The following is a 14,907-nucleotide window of genomic DNA, read 5'->3' as shown; positions in this document are numbered from 1 at the left end:
TTGGACTCCCCCCTTTTAATCCGCAAAACTCTTCCCATTCAAATAATAATCAGCCTCATTATATGCAGTAAATGCCACCTCAACCTCCGGAACTCCAAGCGAATGAACATGACTCGAAACTATCCCGGCAAATTGGCTTTGAACTTCTTTACCTCTGTCAAACCACTTTACTTCTATAAACGGATAAGCTGGAACTTCTTTTTGATCAAACACAAAAGTTGAATTCAAAACTTCCAATGTAAAGTTATCTTCACCGCTATCACAGAGCAGAGCCAGGTCTTTCACCAGCTGCGTGCTGATTTCCTTTGTCTGGTTGACTGTAATACCCCTAATAAACAAATGTGGCATCCTATTTCTCCTATCCTGTTTACATAATATTTTTCCTGGCAACCAAGAAAAGTTATAATATTATAACTAAATATGATTCATTTAACCAAACCTGCTTAAAGAATACCTGTCGATCGGAATCGAAGTTTCCCCATCCATGATCAATTCTGTTATTAAGGTGCCAATTAAAGGAGAAAGTGTCACTCCGCTATGGGTGGCTGCCACATAAAGGTTTTCAAACCCCGGTACCTCACCAAGAATGGGAAAACCATCCTCCGGCATGGCCCGGATTCCGGAAAAGGCGCGGACAATTTTAGCCTTTCTTAAGCCAGGTACATATTGGACTGCCATATTGGCTGTTTCCTGAATGACATCAAGCGTTGTTGCCCGATTAAACCCTGCTTCCTCCATTGAATAGCCCATCAGTACTTCACCATTATTTGCCTGCCTTAACCCGCTGATTGTAAAATTTAAGAAAGGCTTTAATGGTTCTGACACCAGAATCTGCCCTCTCAATTGATTAACGGGAATCTTAATTCCAAGCATTTCTCCGATTTCTCTCGACCAGGTTCCCCCAGCGAGGATAAGGTTTTTACATTCAAAAGCACCCTTATCTGACACAACCAAGTATTTTCCATTATGCTTTTTAATCTCTGTTACTTTATTGTAAGCAGAATACCGTACGCCATTTCTTTTAGCTGCCCTCATATACATATCAATCAGGCGGAATGGATTGACATTGCCATCAATGGAGCTGTAGGTTGCCCCCGCAACTTCCGGATTCATATAGGGCTCTTTTTCGAGAACTTCTTCTCTGGATAACACCTTGATTTTGATGCCGATTTTCCGGTAAGATTCTGCGAGCTTTTGTGCCTTTTCACGGTCACTTTCATGGAAAAAAGGTGAAAGCCCCCCTGTCCGCTTGTATTCGACGTCCCCGATCTTTTTAGACAGATATGGATAGAGTTCGGCACTGTACATATTAAATTCCGCATACCAGGAAGGCGTTTTATTATGTACCCATACCCATGCCTGGGTGGATCCTGAGGTACCTGACATGGGATATTTTTTATCCAGCACAAGCACGCCTTCTTTGTATCGCTCAGAAAGATGGTAAGCAATACCGCTGCCCACTACTCCTCCGCCGATCACAATTGTTTCATAATCTGTTTCCAATTACTTCACCTTCCCTTCTTCCAATTCCACCTCATCAAGGACAGACTTGACAGCATTAAAGGATGTACTGTTCGTTGCCAGTGTTTCAAGTTTAATAGGGGATAGCGGCATCCTCATTCTCGGCAGCGGAATCTCTGAAGGTGACAGCCCAGTCTGCTGCTGAATAATTTCTGCCACCATGCTGGTGCAGATTTTAGCCTGGCAAGGTCCCATTCCACAGCGGGTAATCCTCTTAACATCATCAAATGTCCTTCCTCCATTGCTGATAACCTCTTCCACTTCCTCACAGCTGATTTCTTCACACCTGCAGATGATCGTCGTTTTATCCAACTTATTCACCTTCTTCTCTCTTTTCCTGTCTAGGAGACAAATACATCCTTCAGTATTGGGCTTGTAAAGTTCTCGAGATGCTTGACTCTTTCGCTGTATACTTCTTTGTACTCCAGTATTCCGAGTTCTTTCCAAAGAGTCTCTCTTATCTCTTTTGCCTCTGGAGCGCTGATTGCCTGCAGTTCTTCACTTACACTGATGCCGGCAATCATCCCTGTCAGGAGAAGCGGACCGTGAGTCGTTATGCCAGCCGCATTCCCAGCTATGAATACCTCTTTCCTGTCAGTTTGAAATGTATGACTATATTGCGGAACCCAGCCGCCAAGTATCTCTTGAAACCCAAAGGAGCAGCCCAGCTGGTAAAAAACATCCAATATGGGTGCCCTGCCTCCATCCAGGCAAACGAGATCCACATCCAGGGTGATGATTTCACCATCCAGCTCGATATCAACCTGTTCCACCTGCCCATTACCTCTTGCTTCCCTTATAAAACTATTAAAATAGAAAGGAACCCCCTTACGTGATAGTTCGCTCACTTTTTCCTGCTCTTTGGCTACAGCGGTGGATCGTTTTTCTATAATTCCTTTTAACTGAATGCCCACATCCATCAGCTGCAACGCTGTTTCCATGGCAAAGTCACTGGAGCCCACAATCACAGCTTCTCTCCCAGGCTTCACAAAATCACGATTGATCAATGTCTGTGCAGCACCGATTGTCATGATTCCAGGCAATGTCCATTTTGGAAAAGGTACTGCCTTCTCAGCTGCTCCGGTAGCCACAATCACCTTTTTTGCTTTAATAGGGAAAACATTTTCTTCATCGGTAATTCCGGCGCTTCCATCCTCGTAAAATCCAACCACTCGGTGATTCAGGAGCGGCCTTACATTCAAATCCTTTATCTGCCCGATTAGTTTATTTGCCAATTCAAACCCACGCATCGGTTCATATACAGAAGGAAGCGAACGTAGCGCTTGAGTCTGCTGGTTAAGCTGCCCCCCAAGCTTGGAAGCTTCGTCAACAATGGTTACATCCAGTCCCCTAGATGCCGTCTCAATGGCAGCTGATAGTCCTGCAGGACCGCCTCCGATGATCAGTACATCAGTCTCCATCAATCTCCCTCCTTACCTCAGGGTCATCCATGTTCGGGTATATTCGCATGCCATCTTCAACCTCTGTCATGCAGCTCCGAACATGATCCTCACCGTCAATGGTCATATAGCAGCTGCAGCATCTCCCGCGCGAGCAGAATAATCCTCTTGATTGGACCAATTTTCGGCTGACACCCAACTTCTTAATTCCATTTGCCATTAAGGCGGCAGCAACTGATTGCTGCGTGTAAGCCTGATAGGGCTGATCATCGAAGTAAATGGTTACAGGCCTGTGAAGCTGCCTGCCAAGAACGGGATGATTTTCAATATGCATACAAACCTCTCCTATCTAATTTTTCGAGGAAAACACTTTTCCTACACCAAGCACTCTTTCAATAACGAGCATTAATACAATTGTGAAGAGAATCATGATGCTTGATACGGATGTAATAATGGGATCATATTGATATTGCATGTAGGTGTAGATACGTACAGGCAGTGTCACAACGTCTGTGCTGACAATAAATAAGGCCACAGTTAAATCATCAAATGAAGTAATAAAGGCAAAAATGGCGCCGGCTATCACACCTGATTTAATGATCGGCAGAGTGATTTGAAAGAAAACCTTCATCTGTGATGCTCCAAGGTTCAGGGCCGCTTGTTCGATAGAACGGTCGAACCCGACAAGGCTTGCAACCACCAGGCGCATTACAAATGGAACCGTTAAAATGATATGGCCTAAAATTAACGCAAGCGGGCTCGCAGCTAAGCCAATCCATGAGTAAAACTGCAATAGTGCTACACCAAACACAACAGATGGAATCAAAAGAGGCGAACCGACTAATTGAACAATTGCACCCTTCCCCTTAAATTGACGGCGCACGACTGCAAGCGAAGCCAATGTGCCAATGGCAGTAGCAATAATGGCGGTTCCGAACGCCACAATAATGCTCAGTGTAAAGGACTGCATAAATTCCGGATGCTCAATTAACTCTGTGTACCATCTGAGAGTCAGGCCTTTTGGCGGAAAAACAATGTATTCGGTAGTTGTTAAGGAAGAAAGCAATACAACGACGATTGGCGCCAGCAGGAAAATATAAACGAGTAAACAAACAAAGTTAAAGAAATACTTGGGCAGCTTCCTGCTCATTGTATGGCCACTCCTTTCTCAGACTTGGCAAGGATTTTGCTGTAGGCGATGATGGTTATGGTGGCAATCAGGATTAACAGGAAGCCTATTGCGCCTCCATACGGCCAGTTCAGCATGACAGCTACCTGTTCATACGTCAGATAGGACATAACCTTCACCTGCGGTCCGCCAAGAATGGCCGGGGTAACAAATGAGCTGACGCTTAAGCTGAACACCATAACCGATCCGGCGAAAATACCTGGCAAGGTTAACGGAAGCAAAATGGAAAAAAAAGTTCTGAAGGAGCTGGCCCCAAGATTCTGCGAGGCTCTGATGACAGAAGGGTCTATTTTTTCGAGTGAGCCCATGATGCTCAGCACCATGTAAGGGAAAAGAACATGCACCATCCCGATGACCACACTCAATTCAGTGTATAAGAGGGTTAAAGGCTGATCTATCCAGCCCATTTTTAAGAGCGCATTGTTAACTACACCATTGTTGGATAAAAGAATCACCCAGCCATAGCAGCGGATAACCATGCTGATCAGCAGCGGGGAAAGCACCAGAAGGGTTAAATAATTCCTGGTTCTTCCTTTTGATCTGGAAATCTGAAAAGCTACCGGGTAAGATATAAGAATCGTAATCAAAGTGGTTAATAGAGCGATTTTTACTGTGCGCCAGACCACTCCAAGATAAAAAGGATCTGACATGAACTTGATATAGTTTTGGAGCGTCCATTCATTTCCCACTCCAGTGCTTGCATCAAAATTTTTAAAGCTTGTCATAAATAAGAAGAACAATGGCAGCAAAAAGAAGAAAAGGAAGATACCCAGCGTCGGCAGTAAAAGCAGCCAAGTATCAAGCCGTTTTTTATTCAAATTCTTTTTCTTTTGCTGAAGCAATATGTCATGTTCCGTTCCGATTCCGGCTTGCATATGAGTCACCTCGCCATTCTCGAAGGGAGCAGGTCTTCAGGGTTCCAATAAGTATAGACACTGTTTCCTTCTTTAATTTCGGTGGGATTCAGAACAGTATTGGAAATATCCGCAATCAGATGCCGATCATGCACCTTCAGGATGTATCTGGTCTTTGCTCCAAGAAACATTTTCCTTTCCACCTTGGTCTGAAAAGCCTCATTTCTTTCAGGTGATCCGGCTAAGGCAATTTGGACTTTTTCCGGCCGGATGAAAAAATGAACCTCGGAATTCTTCACAGATGGAACTGAAACGATCTGTTCATTCCCAAAGAAGTGCATTTTGCATTTCTTATTTTCATAGGTTTCCAGGACTTTTCCCTGTATGTGGTTCACTTCCCCTATAAACTGGGACACGAAGTCAGTCTTTGGATGATTATATATGGAAGCCGGATCATCAACCTGTTCAATCCGTCCCTCATACATGACTGCGATCCGGTCCGAAATTGCCAATGCTTCTTCCTGGTCATGTGTGACAAAAATGGTGGTAATCCCTACCTGCTTTTGTATATCAACGATCTCTTCACGCATTTCCTGGCGCAGCTTGGCATCCAGATTGCTCAGTGGTTCATCAAGAAGAAGCACCTTTGGTTTAATGACCAGGGCCCTCGCCAGGGAGACACGCTGCTGCTGTCCTCCGGAAAGTTCCTTTGGATAGCGTTTTTCATAGCCAGCCAGACGTACCATTTCCAATGCTTCAAGCACCCTTTTGCTGATTTCATTTTTTGGCACCTTTCGAAGCTTAAGTCCGTAGGCAACATTATCAAAAACCGTCATATGCGGAAACAAAGCATAATTTTGGAACACCATGCCCATTTCTCTTTTATTGGGAGGAAGCAGGTGAACGGGCTTCCCATCCACCTCAATCTTCCCGCCATCCACTTCCAGAAATCCGGCAATCATATTAAGTGTCGTCGTTTTTCCGCAGCCCGAAGGCCCCAAAAAGGAGACGAGTTCCCCTTTTTGGATGTCAAGGCTGAGTTTTTTAACCACTTCTGTTTTATTAAATGTCTTGACCACGTTTTCCAGGCTTAAGTAACTCATTCGCTTCCCCTCTCTTTTAATGGGCTACTTCAATTTCTTTATTAGCCCGTTCTGTCCACTCTGCCCGTTTTGCATTGACAGTTTCCCAGTCGACTTTGATCAATTTGGCAATCTCTTCTTCCCCATAGGCCACTTTATTGACGATGTCACCTTCAAGCTTCACATTCTTATTTACCGGTCCATCAAATAAGGAGTTGGCAAATAGAAGCTGTGCGTCTTCATCCAGGACAAAATTGACAAATTTCTGTGCAAGATCTTCATTTGGAGCATCTTTCACCACACTGACAGTTGCCATCAAAGCTGGAGCCCCTTCTTCAGGAATGACATACTCAATCGGGAATCCGCTATCCTGCAGTGTAAATACCCGGCTGCTTCCCCATGCACTGGCAACGGTCTGCTCTTGCAGGAAGTAGTTGGATACGTCTGCTGTTTTATCAAAAGTGATTGCGTTTTTGGCAATTTCCTTCATTTTTTCAAAGCCCGGTTCAATGTTTTCTGCATCTCCTCCATTGGCAATCGCAGTCATGAGCAGAAAATGAACTCCATACGTATTGGCAATGGAAGGCAGAACGAGTTTTCCTTTAAACTTTGGATCGGCCAAGTCATTCCAGGATGCCGGTGGTTCCCAGCCATTCTGTTCGAAGACATCCTTGTTATAAGCCAAGCCCGTTGAAATGATCCCGAAACCAACGCCCACATTATCCTTGTCTTTGGCAATATCATAGACATTCGCCAGATTTGTAACAATACTTTCATCCAATGGCGCCAGCAATCCAAATGCCTTTGCCTGAGCCTGAGGACCATCATCAAGGAAAGCAACATCGATTTGCGGATTATCCTTTTGGGCCTGAAGCTTGGATAGGGTATCAACAGAGCTTCCCGTAATATATTTCACCTTTACGCCATGCTCTTTTTCGAACTTTGGAATCAAGTCCTCCTTCATCTTTTGCTCATAGCTTCCTCCATATGCCGCTAAAACTAGAGTCTTTCCATCACTTTTTCCTGACCCTTCATCTGCAGAACTTCCTGTTTGGCCGCTGCATCCTGCTGCCGTTACAAGCAATAAACAAAGCAATACCATTAAAAAAGCTTTCTTTTTCAACTCATTTCCCCCTCGTTTTGTTTTGCTTTTGTGAACTTAAGGAGCTGTTCTAAGATGAAGAAATGCTAAAAAGATACCTCCTTTTTGCTTTAGATCAATCTATTGAAAGAGATTGATTTTTATATAAAATATAAAGATATAATATTATAACTTTATATCTTTTAAATTTATAAATGCTCCAATAGGATTTCACCAATTTTTTTACAATTGAACTTCTGTATAGTAAACCGCTTTATCACTGCGGATATAGAACTTAGAAAACTCAATAATATCTTCTTGCTTTGTGTAAGTCGTACGCTCCCACTCAAATACAGGGGTTCCCGGTTCCACCTGAAGCAGCTTAGCCTGGTGATCAGGAAGAATATAGGGCCGGATAAATACCTTAGCCCTGTTTAGCGCTATATGAAATCTGCTTTTTAAAATGTTAAAAATTAAGTCGTTATTGATCATTTCAGGTGTAAGCCCCTGACACTTTTCCGCTGGAAGATAAGTATATTCCAATGCGAGAGGGTCATTATTTTCCACTTTTAATCTCTCAATTCTGATCACCCCATCCTCTGGATCAACCCTTAACTTCTGGGCGATTTCAGAACCTGCTTTCTCATATTGAAAGTTTAGTAGATCATGAGGGTGTTCCTGTTCCGAACCGGTGGAAAGCGATAAGATTGAATTAAGATCCTGCTCTTTGGCAGCCCCGGATACAAATGTTCCTTTTCCTCGCTGTCTGAAGAGATAGCCTTTATTCACAAGTTCAATTACAGCCCTTTTAACCGTTATGGTGCTGACATCGAATCGACCGGATAGCTCCTGCTCAGTCGGCAGCTGGCTCCCTACCTCCCATTGGCCGGAAATGATTTTTTCTTCAAGAATCTGCTCTACTTGTCTATATAGGGGTATATGTGAACTCTTATCAATCTGCATTTATGTATCTCCCTTGAAAGAATATAATGTTATAACTTTATATTATTTTATAATTTATCTGTTTTTTGGGTAGTTGTCAATATTTTTTGAAAATTAAATATTTAAAGCAACCCAATTGGGATCTCTATTTATTAGTTTCCTAGTTTCTGCGCTGCTGCAGCTGTTTAACTCTTTTAAGTATGGCTGGCTCGGGGGTGCTTTTTATTCCTTTTGATTACTTCATTGACGCTGATGTTTTTTTGGTCGCTATTCCTCCTAATTAACTACCATTTTATTCTCGCTACGCCCTTTTTGGTCGCTATTCCTCCTAATTAACTACCATTTTATTCTCGCTACGCCCTTTTTGGGCACTATTCCTCCTGATTAACTACATTTCTCTCTCACTCCGCCCCTTTTGGTCACTAATTCCCCTGATTAACTACCATTTCACTCTCGCTCTGCCTCTTTTGGTCACTATTCCCCATATTACCTGCCCACACATACCACCGCCATCTTCCCACCTAGCCCTTACCCCAAAAAAACTCCATCACAGCACCAATCCGATCCTTAAAGCCAGTATAATTATGCCCCGCCCCCTCAATGATGCGAAACTCAACCTCACAACCGCTGCTCTTTAGCCTTTCATAAACCGCGTTGTTAGACGCCAAAAATAGTTCACTCATTTTCCTATTTTCCCCTGCCTCTGCAGTGCCGCAATCCAGATATATTTTCCCTGATGGAGGTGTGATAGCTGCCAGTTTTTCTATTTCCTCCTGATTCGGGTAGAAGGCGGATGACACTCCTGCGATTTTTCTAAAGGTATCAGGATATTGGCAGCCGGCATAAACAGAGTTCAATCCGCCCAATGAGATGCCCGCCATATAGTTTTTGGCAGCCATCGTCCTATATTTGTCATCTATTAACGGCTTCAGCTCATTCACAATAAAGTCAGCATACTCTCTGCCCTTACCGCCTAAGCTGCTTTTGTACCCTAATACCTGCTCGCTGAAATCCCCATTTTTCCATGGGCAATATTCATTGAGCCGTTCTTCGCCTTGTGTATTTTGGTCGATTGCTGCCACAATCAACTCTGAATTAGTTTGATCCAGATATTTGTGCAGCTCCAGGGACACTCCGCCAATTGCTTCCTCTGCGCCAAAGACATTTTGCCCGTCATGCATGTATAGGACCGGATAACGTTTATTGCTGGTGCCATACCCCTCCGGCAGGTAAATCCGAACTTTTCTTACCCCATTAAAAATGGACACAGTTAACACTTCAAGCATGGCTTGCACCTCATAATCATTATTCAATTAACCAGTTTTGTTTCTGGCTCAGCCTCTTTCTGCAAAAACCGCACTCTAGCACTTGTAAAATATTGTACATCGGTCCTCCGAAAAAAGCTCAAAAAAAGACTGCCGATCATTCTCAGCAGTCTTCATTCCATTTAACACAGTCTAACGGGCAGTAATGGCCCGATTGGTTCAACTAACAATCAGTGAGGCCACCCCACTGATTAAAGTTTCACTTTATTTTTTCAAAGCTTCATATTGCTTCAGTATTTCTCCTGCGAGCTCACCTGATTCTTCAAGTCCGCATACTTCTTTCAGTACATAGGCCACTCCGTTTTCCTGGATCATGGCCTGCAGCTTAACTGCTTCTTCATCTTCCCTGTTATCAAACAATAGGGCTGCAGCGATGGCTTTTGCCAGGTTCGTGTAAGATATGCCTGCCTTCTGGGCCTGCAGTGCCGGGCGAACGAGCCTGTCTTCAGGTCCGAGCTTCCTTAATGGTGAACGGCCAACCCGTGTGACACCGTCATTCAGGCGGGCATTCTCAAAACGGCCAATGATTTTATCGATATATTTCTGATGCTCGTCCGGATTCAGGCCATAGCGATGAATTAAATAGGCACCTGTTTCGCCAAGTGTTGCCTTCACCTGCTGGTAAATATCTTTATCAGCAAGTGTCTGGTCGATGGTTTCTTTGCCTGCCAGGTAACCGAAATACGCAATTACCGCATGTCCTGTGTTAACTGTAAACAGCTTTCTTTCGATAAACGGCGCAAGCTCTGGAACAATCTTCATTCCTTCAATATGAGGAATGTCTTCGGTCGTTTCGACAACCCATTCATGGTACGGTTCCACCAGGACATCAAGTGATCCCTGGTTATTTTGAATAGGAACAATCCGGTCTACAGCGGAGTTTAAGAAGGAGACATTCTCAAGATTAATGCCGCTCTCCAAGTTCTCCAGAATATAGCCCTTTAATAAGTCAGTTGCCGAGATCTGATTTTCACATGCGATGACATAAAGCTTTTCCGTAATACCAGCTTCTGCTCTGGCAGCCAAGCCTTTTGCCATTAACGGCGCAATGCGGGGAAGGATATTTGGCCCTATAGCTGTTGTTAAGAACTCAGCCTGTTTAATGGCCTCAATCACTTCAGCCTCCTGCTTCAGATTGTTCAATCCTGACACATTCGTAATGGTCAAGCTTTCCTGTTCATCTGCAGCCAGAATCACTTTGTATTGTTTTTCTTCGTTTAACTGATTAATAATCTCATCAGCAATATCCACAAATGTCACATGGTAGCCTGACTGTGAAAATAGTGCTCCGATAAATCCTCTTCCAATGTTCCCTGCTCCAAAGTGTACTGCCTGTTTCATCGAATCATTCCTTTACCGGTTTATTTTAAAATGAGACTGGAGGTATTCTGTGAAAATCGCTTCCAGCTTCCTGAAGATCATATCTTCGTTTGCGGAAGAAAATAGTAATATTGCTTCCTCTGTCTCAATGATATTCGTGCTGATTAAGCTTAAGATTTCCTGCTCTCTTCTGCTTAGTTCGTCTGGCGCGAGCATGAGCAGCAGGTTTTTCATGACCACTTCTTTTCCGTCCATTCCCTTTACGAGACAAGGCTCTGGCAGATGGGCGATTTGGAAAATAAGTGTTCGGACGTTTGGGTTGCGCGCATGAAAGAGAGCCATATTCGTTTCAGGAATTCCAAGACCGCCTTTTTGTTCCCGACCCCTTAAGGATTGCAGAACATCTTCCGGATTTATCAGCAGATGATCTCCTTCTGCATTCTTCACCATTTTTGCGAGAATCTGCTCCTGGCTTGCTTTCCCATCCATTCGGTAAAACCGGAAGTTCTGAATAAGAGACTGAATGCTCTCGTGAATATCTCTCATCTCCTCAAGCATAGAGTCTAAAGAGACGTTGCTCTGCTCTGTCTGCTGGTGCCTATCCTCCGCCACTTCCTGATACTGTTTTCCTTTAGTGAGCCTTTCAATATTGTTCTTCAGGTAGTTTTTTATCGTGAGAATATTTTCTTCACTTAAAAGCGGGTTCACCAATATATACTCGGCATGTATAAAAGGAAGCCTGACAGTAGAAAGGATTAAATCATATTCCTTCATATTCGCACCCTCCGACATTTCCTTAATCGATTTGATTTCAATGAGATCAATCTCAGCCACTTCTTTTTTCAGCCTGCTTTTCAGCATCTTGGATGTGCCGATGCCTGTCGGGCAAATGAGAAGCGCCTTTATAGAAAGGTTCTCTTCCTGCATGACAAGTGCCGAACCGAAATGAAGGACGATAAACGCAATTTCGTCATCGGAAAATTGATCAATATCAGTGAACACCTCTTCAAGACTGTTTTTCACAGCCATGAACAGAACCGGATATTTACGCTTGATTTCCTCTTTAAGCGGGTTGTAGGACTCCATATTCTGTTTAATCCGATATAAAGATGGCTCCATATGGGCGAGCAGTCCCTGAAATAAGGAATAATCCTTGTTCAAATCCACATGCAGCTGCTCAGACACAGATTTAATCACGTTCCTGATCATTTGGGCGAGTACAATGCTGTCATACGGAAAAGCCTCCGTACCGCTCCATTTGGTGCCTTTAAGTATACGCGACAGGTAAAGGATATCCCCTTCGGAAAAATCACAGGCAAATGTTTGTCCGAGCCTGTTTGTGATTTCCTGAATCAATCCGTATTCAACCGTAACCTCTGTGTCCAGAAGCTCCGTCCGTTCAACAGGAAAACCGCTGAGTGCCCTTTTCACTGTTATGCAGGTATGCAGCACAATCTCCAGGTAGCCGCTATCCGCAAACCGGGCAGGTGCACCAGTAAATACAGATTGAAGGATGCTGTTCACATGGCGAAGGCCTCCAGCGTCAAAGTAGTGAAGAATCCTCTCTTCCCCAAGCTTCCCTTTTTCAAGCAAAAACAATTTCTCGATTAATTCTTCATGAAAGTAGTGAAGGAGAAATTGGGCAAGCACGCGGCGCTTATCTGCTTCCGTTCCATGAAGTTCTACGCCTACTCCCCGCTTTCTCGTCAGTTTCACCCGGAAAAGGGACAGCCATTCGGCCAGTTCGTCCAGATATGCTGTCAAGGTTGCCGTGCTGATGCCAAGATAGCCGGCAAGTACCTGGGTTTTGTAGACATCTTCTGCAAGAATGGCCAAAAGAAGGCGCAGCTTTTTTTCCTGTGGAGGCTCATCGATTGGTTCACTATTGGTCAAATGCTGGATCAGCCTGAAAATCTGCTCGTTTTTCCCTTCAATGACAAGTCCCTGATTCATATTCCGGGTTAAGGTCAGTCCGAACTCATTGACAATTTTCTCAACTGCCTTTAAGTCCCTCTGAATCGTTCTTGCACTGACATTCAAGGAAGAAGCAATCGACAATGCCGTATGTTTCCCCGATGTTTTAATAATCAATTCAATAATGGCTTTTTCCCTCGATGTAATATACATGAGATCAGCTCATTTCTAAAATTAGTGACGATAAACGAGGAAAAGAAAAGCGCATAAGGACGCTTTTCTATTCCTAAGGTTTATTTCTTGCCGATAATATCCATGATGGTCTCAACAGATTCGGCTGAAGCCAGCTTCTCGATATTATCCATATCCGAACATGTTACCGCTATGCCTGATAAGATTTCAAGATGTGTGCCGTCTTTTCCTGCAATTCCGAAGATCAGACGAACCTTTTGGCCATCAAAATCAACGCCATTTGGTACCTGGATAACCGTAAAGCCTGATTTAATAACTGCCTTTTTCGCCTCTTCCGTTCCATGAGGGATCGCTACATCATTCCCCATATAGGTGGAAGTGATATTATCACGTTCAATCATCGCTTCAATATAGCTTTCTTCCACATATCCGGAATCCACAAGCACTCTTCCGGCAAATCGGATGGCTTCATCCTTATCCGCAAACTCTTTGTTCAGGAATATATTTTCCGGACGCAATAAATCGTCTTCATGCGCCATTTCCTCATCCGTTGCATCAGGAACATTTTCCTCTGCATCTTCAACGATTTCGTGCAGCTCCGAGTTAGCCGGGAACTGCAGTGCATCGATCAGTTTGTCATACTCCGGGCTTGATAGGAAGTTATCAACTGATACATGAAATGCATTCGGCACTTTCTGACGTGCCCTTGGTGTCAATTCATCCTGTGTAATGACGATTTGGGCATCTCCAGGAAGATTAGAGATCGCTGTATTTGTAACAGCTATGTCCATGCCTGCTTCCTTCACCTTTTTGCGCAGCAGGGATGCACCCATGGCACTTGAGCCCATGCCCGCATCACAGGCAAAATAGATTTTTGATACGTTATCAGGCATTGCAGCATTTCCGCCTTCAAATACATTTGAAACAGAGCTTTTCTTGCCTTTCATTTCCTGCATCTTTTTCGACGCTTCTTCAATGTCATCTTCACCCTGCTTGCCTGTTTTCATAATAAAGGCAGACACGAAGAATGATACAGCAGCAGCCACAAGCACAGCTGCGAAGTTCGCAATATATGCACTTGCATGATGAGGTGTAACTGCAGTAATGGCAATGATGCTTCCCGGTGATGAAGGAGCGAACAATCCGCCGCCTAATAGAACCAGTGTGAACACACCGCTCATTCCTCCAAGAATTACCGCAATCATCAGCATAGGACGCATTAAAATGTACGGGAAGTAAATTTCATGGATCCCGCCGAAGAAGTGAATAATTCCGGCACCTGGAGCAGATTTTTTAGCATTGCCTTTTCCAAAGAACATATAAGCAAGTAAAACTCCAAGACCGGGTCCAGGGTTTGCTTCTAGCAGGAACAGGATGGACTGACCTGTTGATTTAACCTGTTCCACACCGATTGGCGACAGAACACCATGGTTAATGGCATTGTTCAGAAATAACACTTTCGCCGGTTCAATTAGAATGCTTGTCAGCGGCAGAAGTCCTGTGCCAATCAGCCAATCAACACCAGCTACAAGCCAGCTAGTGAATTCATCCACTGCAGGCCCTATTCCGAGGAACGCAAGGATGGCCAGAACAGCACCAAGAATTCCTGCTGAGAAGTTGTTCACGAGCATTTCAAAGCCTGCACGCACTCGGCCTTCAATCATTTGGTCAAATTTCTTAATAACATAGCCGCCCAGAGGACCAATCACCATGGCGCCCAAGAACATTGGGATTCCTGCCCCGGCAATAACCCCCATTGTCGCGATGGCACCAACAACGGCTCCTCGCTGATCATGAACAAGCTTACCTCCGGTGTAACCGATTAACAATGGAAGCAAGTATGTCACCATTGGATCTACCATATTGGCAAGGCTTTCATTTGGAATGAAGCCAGTAGGTATAAATAAAGCTGTAATCAGACCCCATGCTATAAAAGCAGAGATATTCGGCATAACCATGGAGCTCAGAAAATTACCGAACTTCTGTACAGCAACTTTTAGATTAGATTGAGCCATATACACTCATCCTTTCAAATAAGTACTTTATTACTAATGGTAAAGTACATAACCGCCCAACTCAACAAAGGA

At 43.9% G+C, this 14,907-nt stretch carries 14 protein-coding genes; all 14 read right to left on the bottom strand.

Annotated elements, in window-relative coordinates; translation table 11 throughout:
* Positions 1 to 15: 15 nt before the first annotated feature.
* The 14 genes from NSQ49_RS24335 to NSQ49_RS24270 all read right to left on the bottom strand — a co-directional run bounded on the left by NSQ49_RS24335 (position 16) and on the right by NSQ49_RS24270 (position 14,835).
* Entirely contained in the window at positions 16 to 348 is a 333-nt protein-coding gene (locus NSQ49_RS24335; protein WP_251284877.1) for a DUF1904 family protein, read from the bottom strand.
* 81 nt (positions 349 to 429) lie between these two features.
* The gene (locus NSQ49_RS24330; RefSeq protein WP_251284878.1) at positions 430 to 1,503 is read right to left on the bottom strand and encodes an NAD(P)/FAD-dependent oxidoreductase; all 1,074 of its coding nucleotides are present in this window, start codon (positions 1,501 to 1,503) and stop codon (positions 430 to 432) included.
* Entirely contained in the window at positions 1,504 to 1,842 is a 339-nt protein-coding gene (locus NSQ49_RS24325; RefSeq protein ID WP_251284879.1) for a (2Fe-2S)-binding protein, read from the bottom strand. It abuts the gene before it with no gap.
* Between the two features lie 20 nt (positions 1,843 to 1,862).
* Positions 1,863 to 2,942, bottom strand: coding sequence for an NAD(P)/FAD-dependent oxidoreductase (locus tag NSQ49_RS24320; protein WP_251284880.1), 1,080 nt, complete (start codon positions 2,940 to 2,942; stop codon positions 1,863 to 1,865).
* Positions 2,932 to 3,255, bottom strand: coding sequence for a (2Fe-2S)-binding protein (locus tag NSQ49_RS24315; RefSeq protein ID WP_251284881.1), 324 nt, complete (start codon positions 3,253 to 3,255; stop codon positions 2,932 to 2,934). Before NSQ49_RS24315 ends, NSQ49_RS24320 begins: the two co-directional genes overlap by 11 nt.
* 15 nt (positions 3,256 to 3,270) lie before the next feature.
* Complete coding sequence (locus NSQ49_RS24310) at positions 3,271 to 4,071, bottom strand: ABC transporter permease (RefSeq protein ID WP_159865707.1); 801 nt, start codon at positions 4,069 to 4,071, stop codon at positions 3,271 to 3,273.
* Positions 4,068 to 4,985, bottom strand: coding sequence for an ABC transporter permease (locus NSQ49_RS24305; protein ID WP_159865704.1), 918 nt, complete (start codon positions 4,983 to 4,985; stop codon positions 4,068 to 4,070). Before NSQ49_RS24305 ends, NSQ49_RS24310 begins: the two co-directional genes overlap by 4 nt.
* Before the next feature lie 5 nt (positions 4,986 to 4,990).
* Positions 4,991 to 6,067 carry an ABC transporter ATP-binding protein gene (locus NSQ49_RS24300; RefSeq protein ID WP_159865701.1) on the bottom strand — a complete coding sequence of 359 codons (1,077 nt, stop codon included), beginning with the start codon at positions 6,065 to 6,067 and terminating at the stop codon, positions 4,991 to 4,993.
* Positions 6,068 to 6,083: 16 nt separating this feature from the next.
* Entirely contained in the window at positions 6,084 to 7,169 is a 1,086-nt protein-coding gene (locus tag NSQ49_RS24295; RefSeq protein WP_251284882.1) for an ABC transporter substrate-binding protein, read from the bottom strand.
* A gap of 201 nt (positions 7,170 to 7,370) precedes the next feature.
* On the bottom strand, positions 7,371 to 8,090 hold the full coding sequence (locus NSQ49_RS24290) for a GntR family transcriptional regulator (RefSeq protein ID WP_251284883.1): 720 nt from the start codon (positions 8,088 to 8,090) through the stop codon (positions 7,371 to 7,373).
* A 500-nt stretch (positions 8,091 to 8,590) separates the two neighbouring features.
* A complete protein-coding gene (locus tag NSQ49_RS24285; protein WP_341071507.1) occupies positions 8,591 to 9,355 on the bottom strand; it encodes an alpha/beta hydrolase in 765 nt (254 codons plus the stop codon).
* 243 nt (positions 9,356 to 9,598) lie between these two features.
* The gene (locus tag NSQ49_RS24280; RefSeq protein WP_251284885.1) at positions 9,599 to 10,735 is read right to left on the bottom strand and encodes a mannitol-1-phosphate 5-dehydrogenase; all 1,137 of its coding nucleotides are present in this window, start codon (positions 10,733 to 10,735) and stop codon (positions 9,599 to 9,601) included.
* Positions 10,736 to 10,747: 12 nt separating this feature from the next.
* Positions 10,748 to 12,841, bottom strand: coding sequence for a BglG family transcription antiterminator (locus NSQ49_RS24275; protein WP_251284886.1), 2,094 nt, complete (start codon positions 12,839 to 12,841; stop codon positions 10,748 to 10,750).
* 80 nt (positions 12,842 to 12,921) lie between these two features.
* Positions 12,922 to 14,835, bottom strand: a complete 1,914-nt coding sequence (locus tag NSQ49_RS24270) for a PTS mannitol transporter subunit IICBA (protein ID WP_251284887.1) — start codon at positions 14,833 to 14,835, stop codon at positions 12,922 to 12,924.
* Positions 14,836 to 14,907: the final 72 nt, after the last annotated feature.

It is taken from the genome of Cytobacillus sp. FSL R5-0377 (assembly GCF_038004385.1).
GTDB lineage: Bacteria > Bacillota > Bacilli > Bacillales > Cytobacillaceae > Cytobacillus.
The sequence above is the reverse complement of the archived record's forward strand: the minus strand, read 5'-3'. Positions and strand labels throughout refer to the sequence as shown.

What these genes read in the sequence shown, in the direction of transcription:
- NSQ49_RS24290 (WP_251284883.1), bottom strand. Translation starts at nt 8,090, where the DNA reads ATGCAGATTGATAAGAGTTCACATATACCCCTATATAGACAAGTAGAG.
- NSQ49_RS24320 (WP_251284880.1), bottom strand. Translation starts at nt 2,942, where the DNA reads ATGGAGACTGATGTACTGATCATCGGAGGCGGTCCTGCAGGACTATCA.
- NSQ49_RS24275 (WP_251284886.1), bottom strand. Translation starts at nt 12,841, where the DNA reads ATGTATATTACATCGAGGGAAAAAGCCATTATTGAATTGATTATTAAA.
- NSQ49_RS24270 (WP_251284887.1), bottom strand. Translation starts at nt 14,835, where the DNA reads ATGGCTCAATCTAATCTAAAAGTTGCTGTACAGAAGTTCGGTAATTTT.
- NSQ49_RS24305 (WP_159865704.1), bottom strand. Translation starts at nt 4,985, where the DNA reads ATGCAAGCCGGAATCGGAACGGAACATGACATATTGCTTCAGCAAAAG.
- NSQ49_RS24300 (WP_159865701.1), bottom strand. Translation starts at nt 6,067, where the DNA reads ATGAGTTACTTAAGCCTGGAAAACGTGGTCAAGACATTTAATAAAACA.
- NSQ49_RS24285 (WP_341071507.1), bottom strand. Translation starts at nt 9,355, where the DNA reads ATGCTTGAAGTGTTAACTGTGTCCATTTTTAATGGGGTAAGAAAAGTT.
- NSQ49_RS24280 (WP_251284885.1), bottom strand. Translation starts at nt 10,735, where the DNA reads ATGAAACAGGCAGTACACTTTGGAGCAGGGAACATTGGAAGAGGATTT.
- NSQ49_RS24335 (WP_251284877.1), bottom strand. Translation starts at nt 348, where the DNA reads ATGCCACATTTGTTTATTAGGGGTATTACAGTCAACCAGACAAAGGAA.
- NSQ49_RS24315 (WP_251284881.1), bottom strand. Translation starts at nt 3,255, where the DNA reads ATGCATATTGAAAATCATCCCGTTCTTGGCAGGCAGCTTCACAGGCCT.
- NSQ49_RS24310 (WP_159865707.1), bottom strand. Translation starts at nt 4,071, where the DNA reads ATGAGCAGGAAGCTGCCCAAGTATTTCTTTAACTTTGTTTGTTTACTC.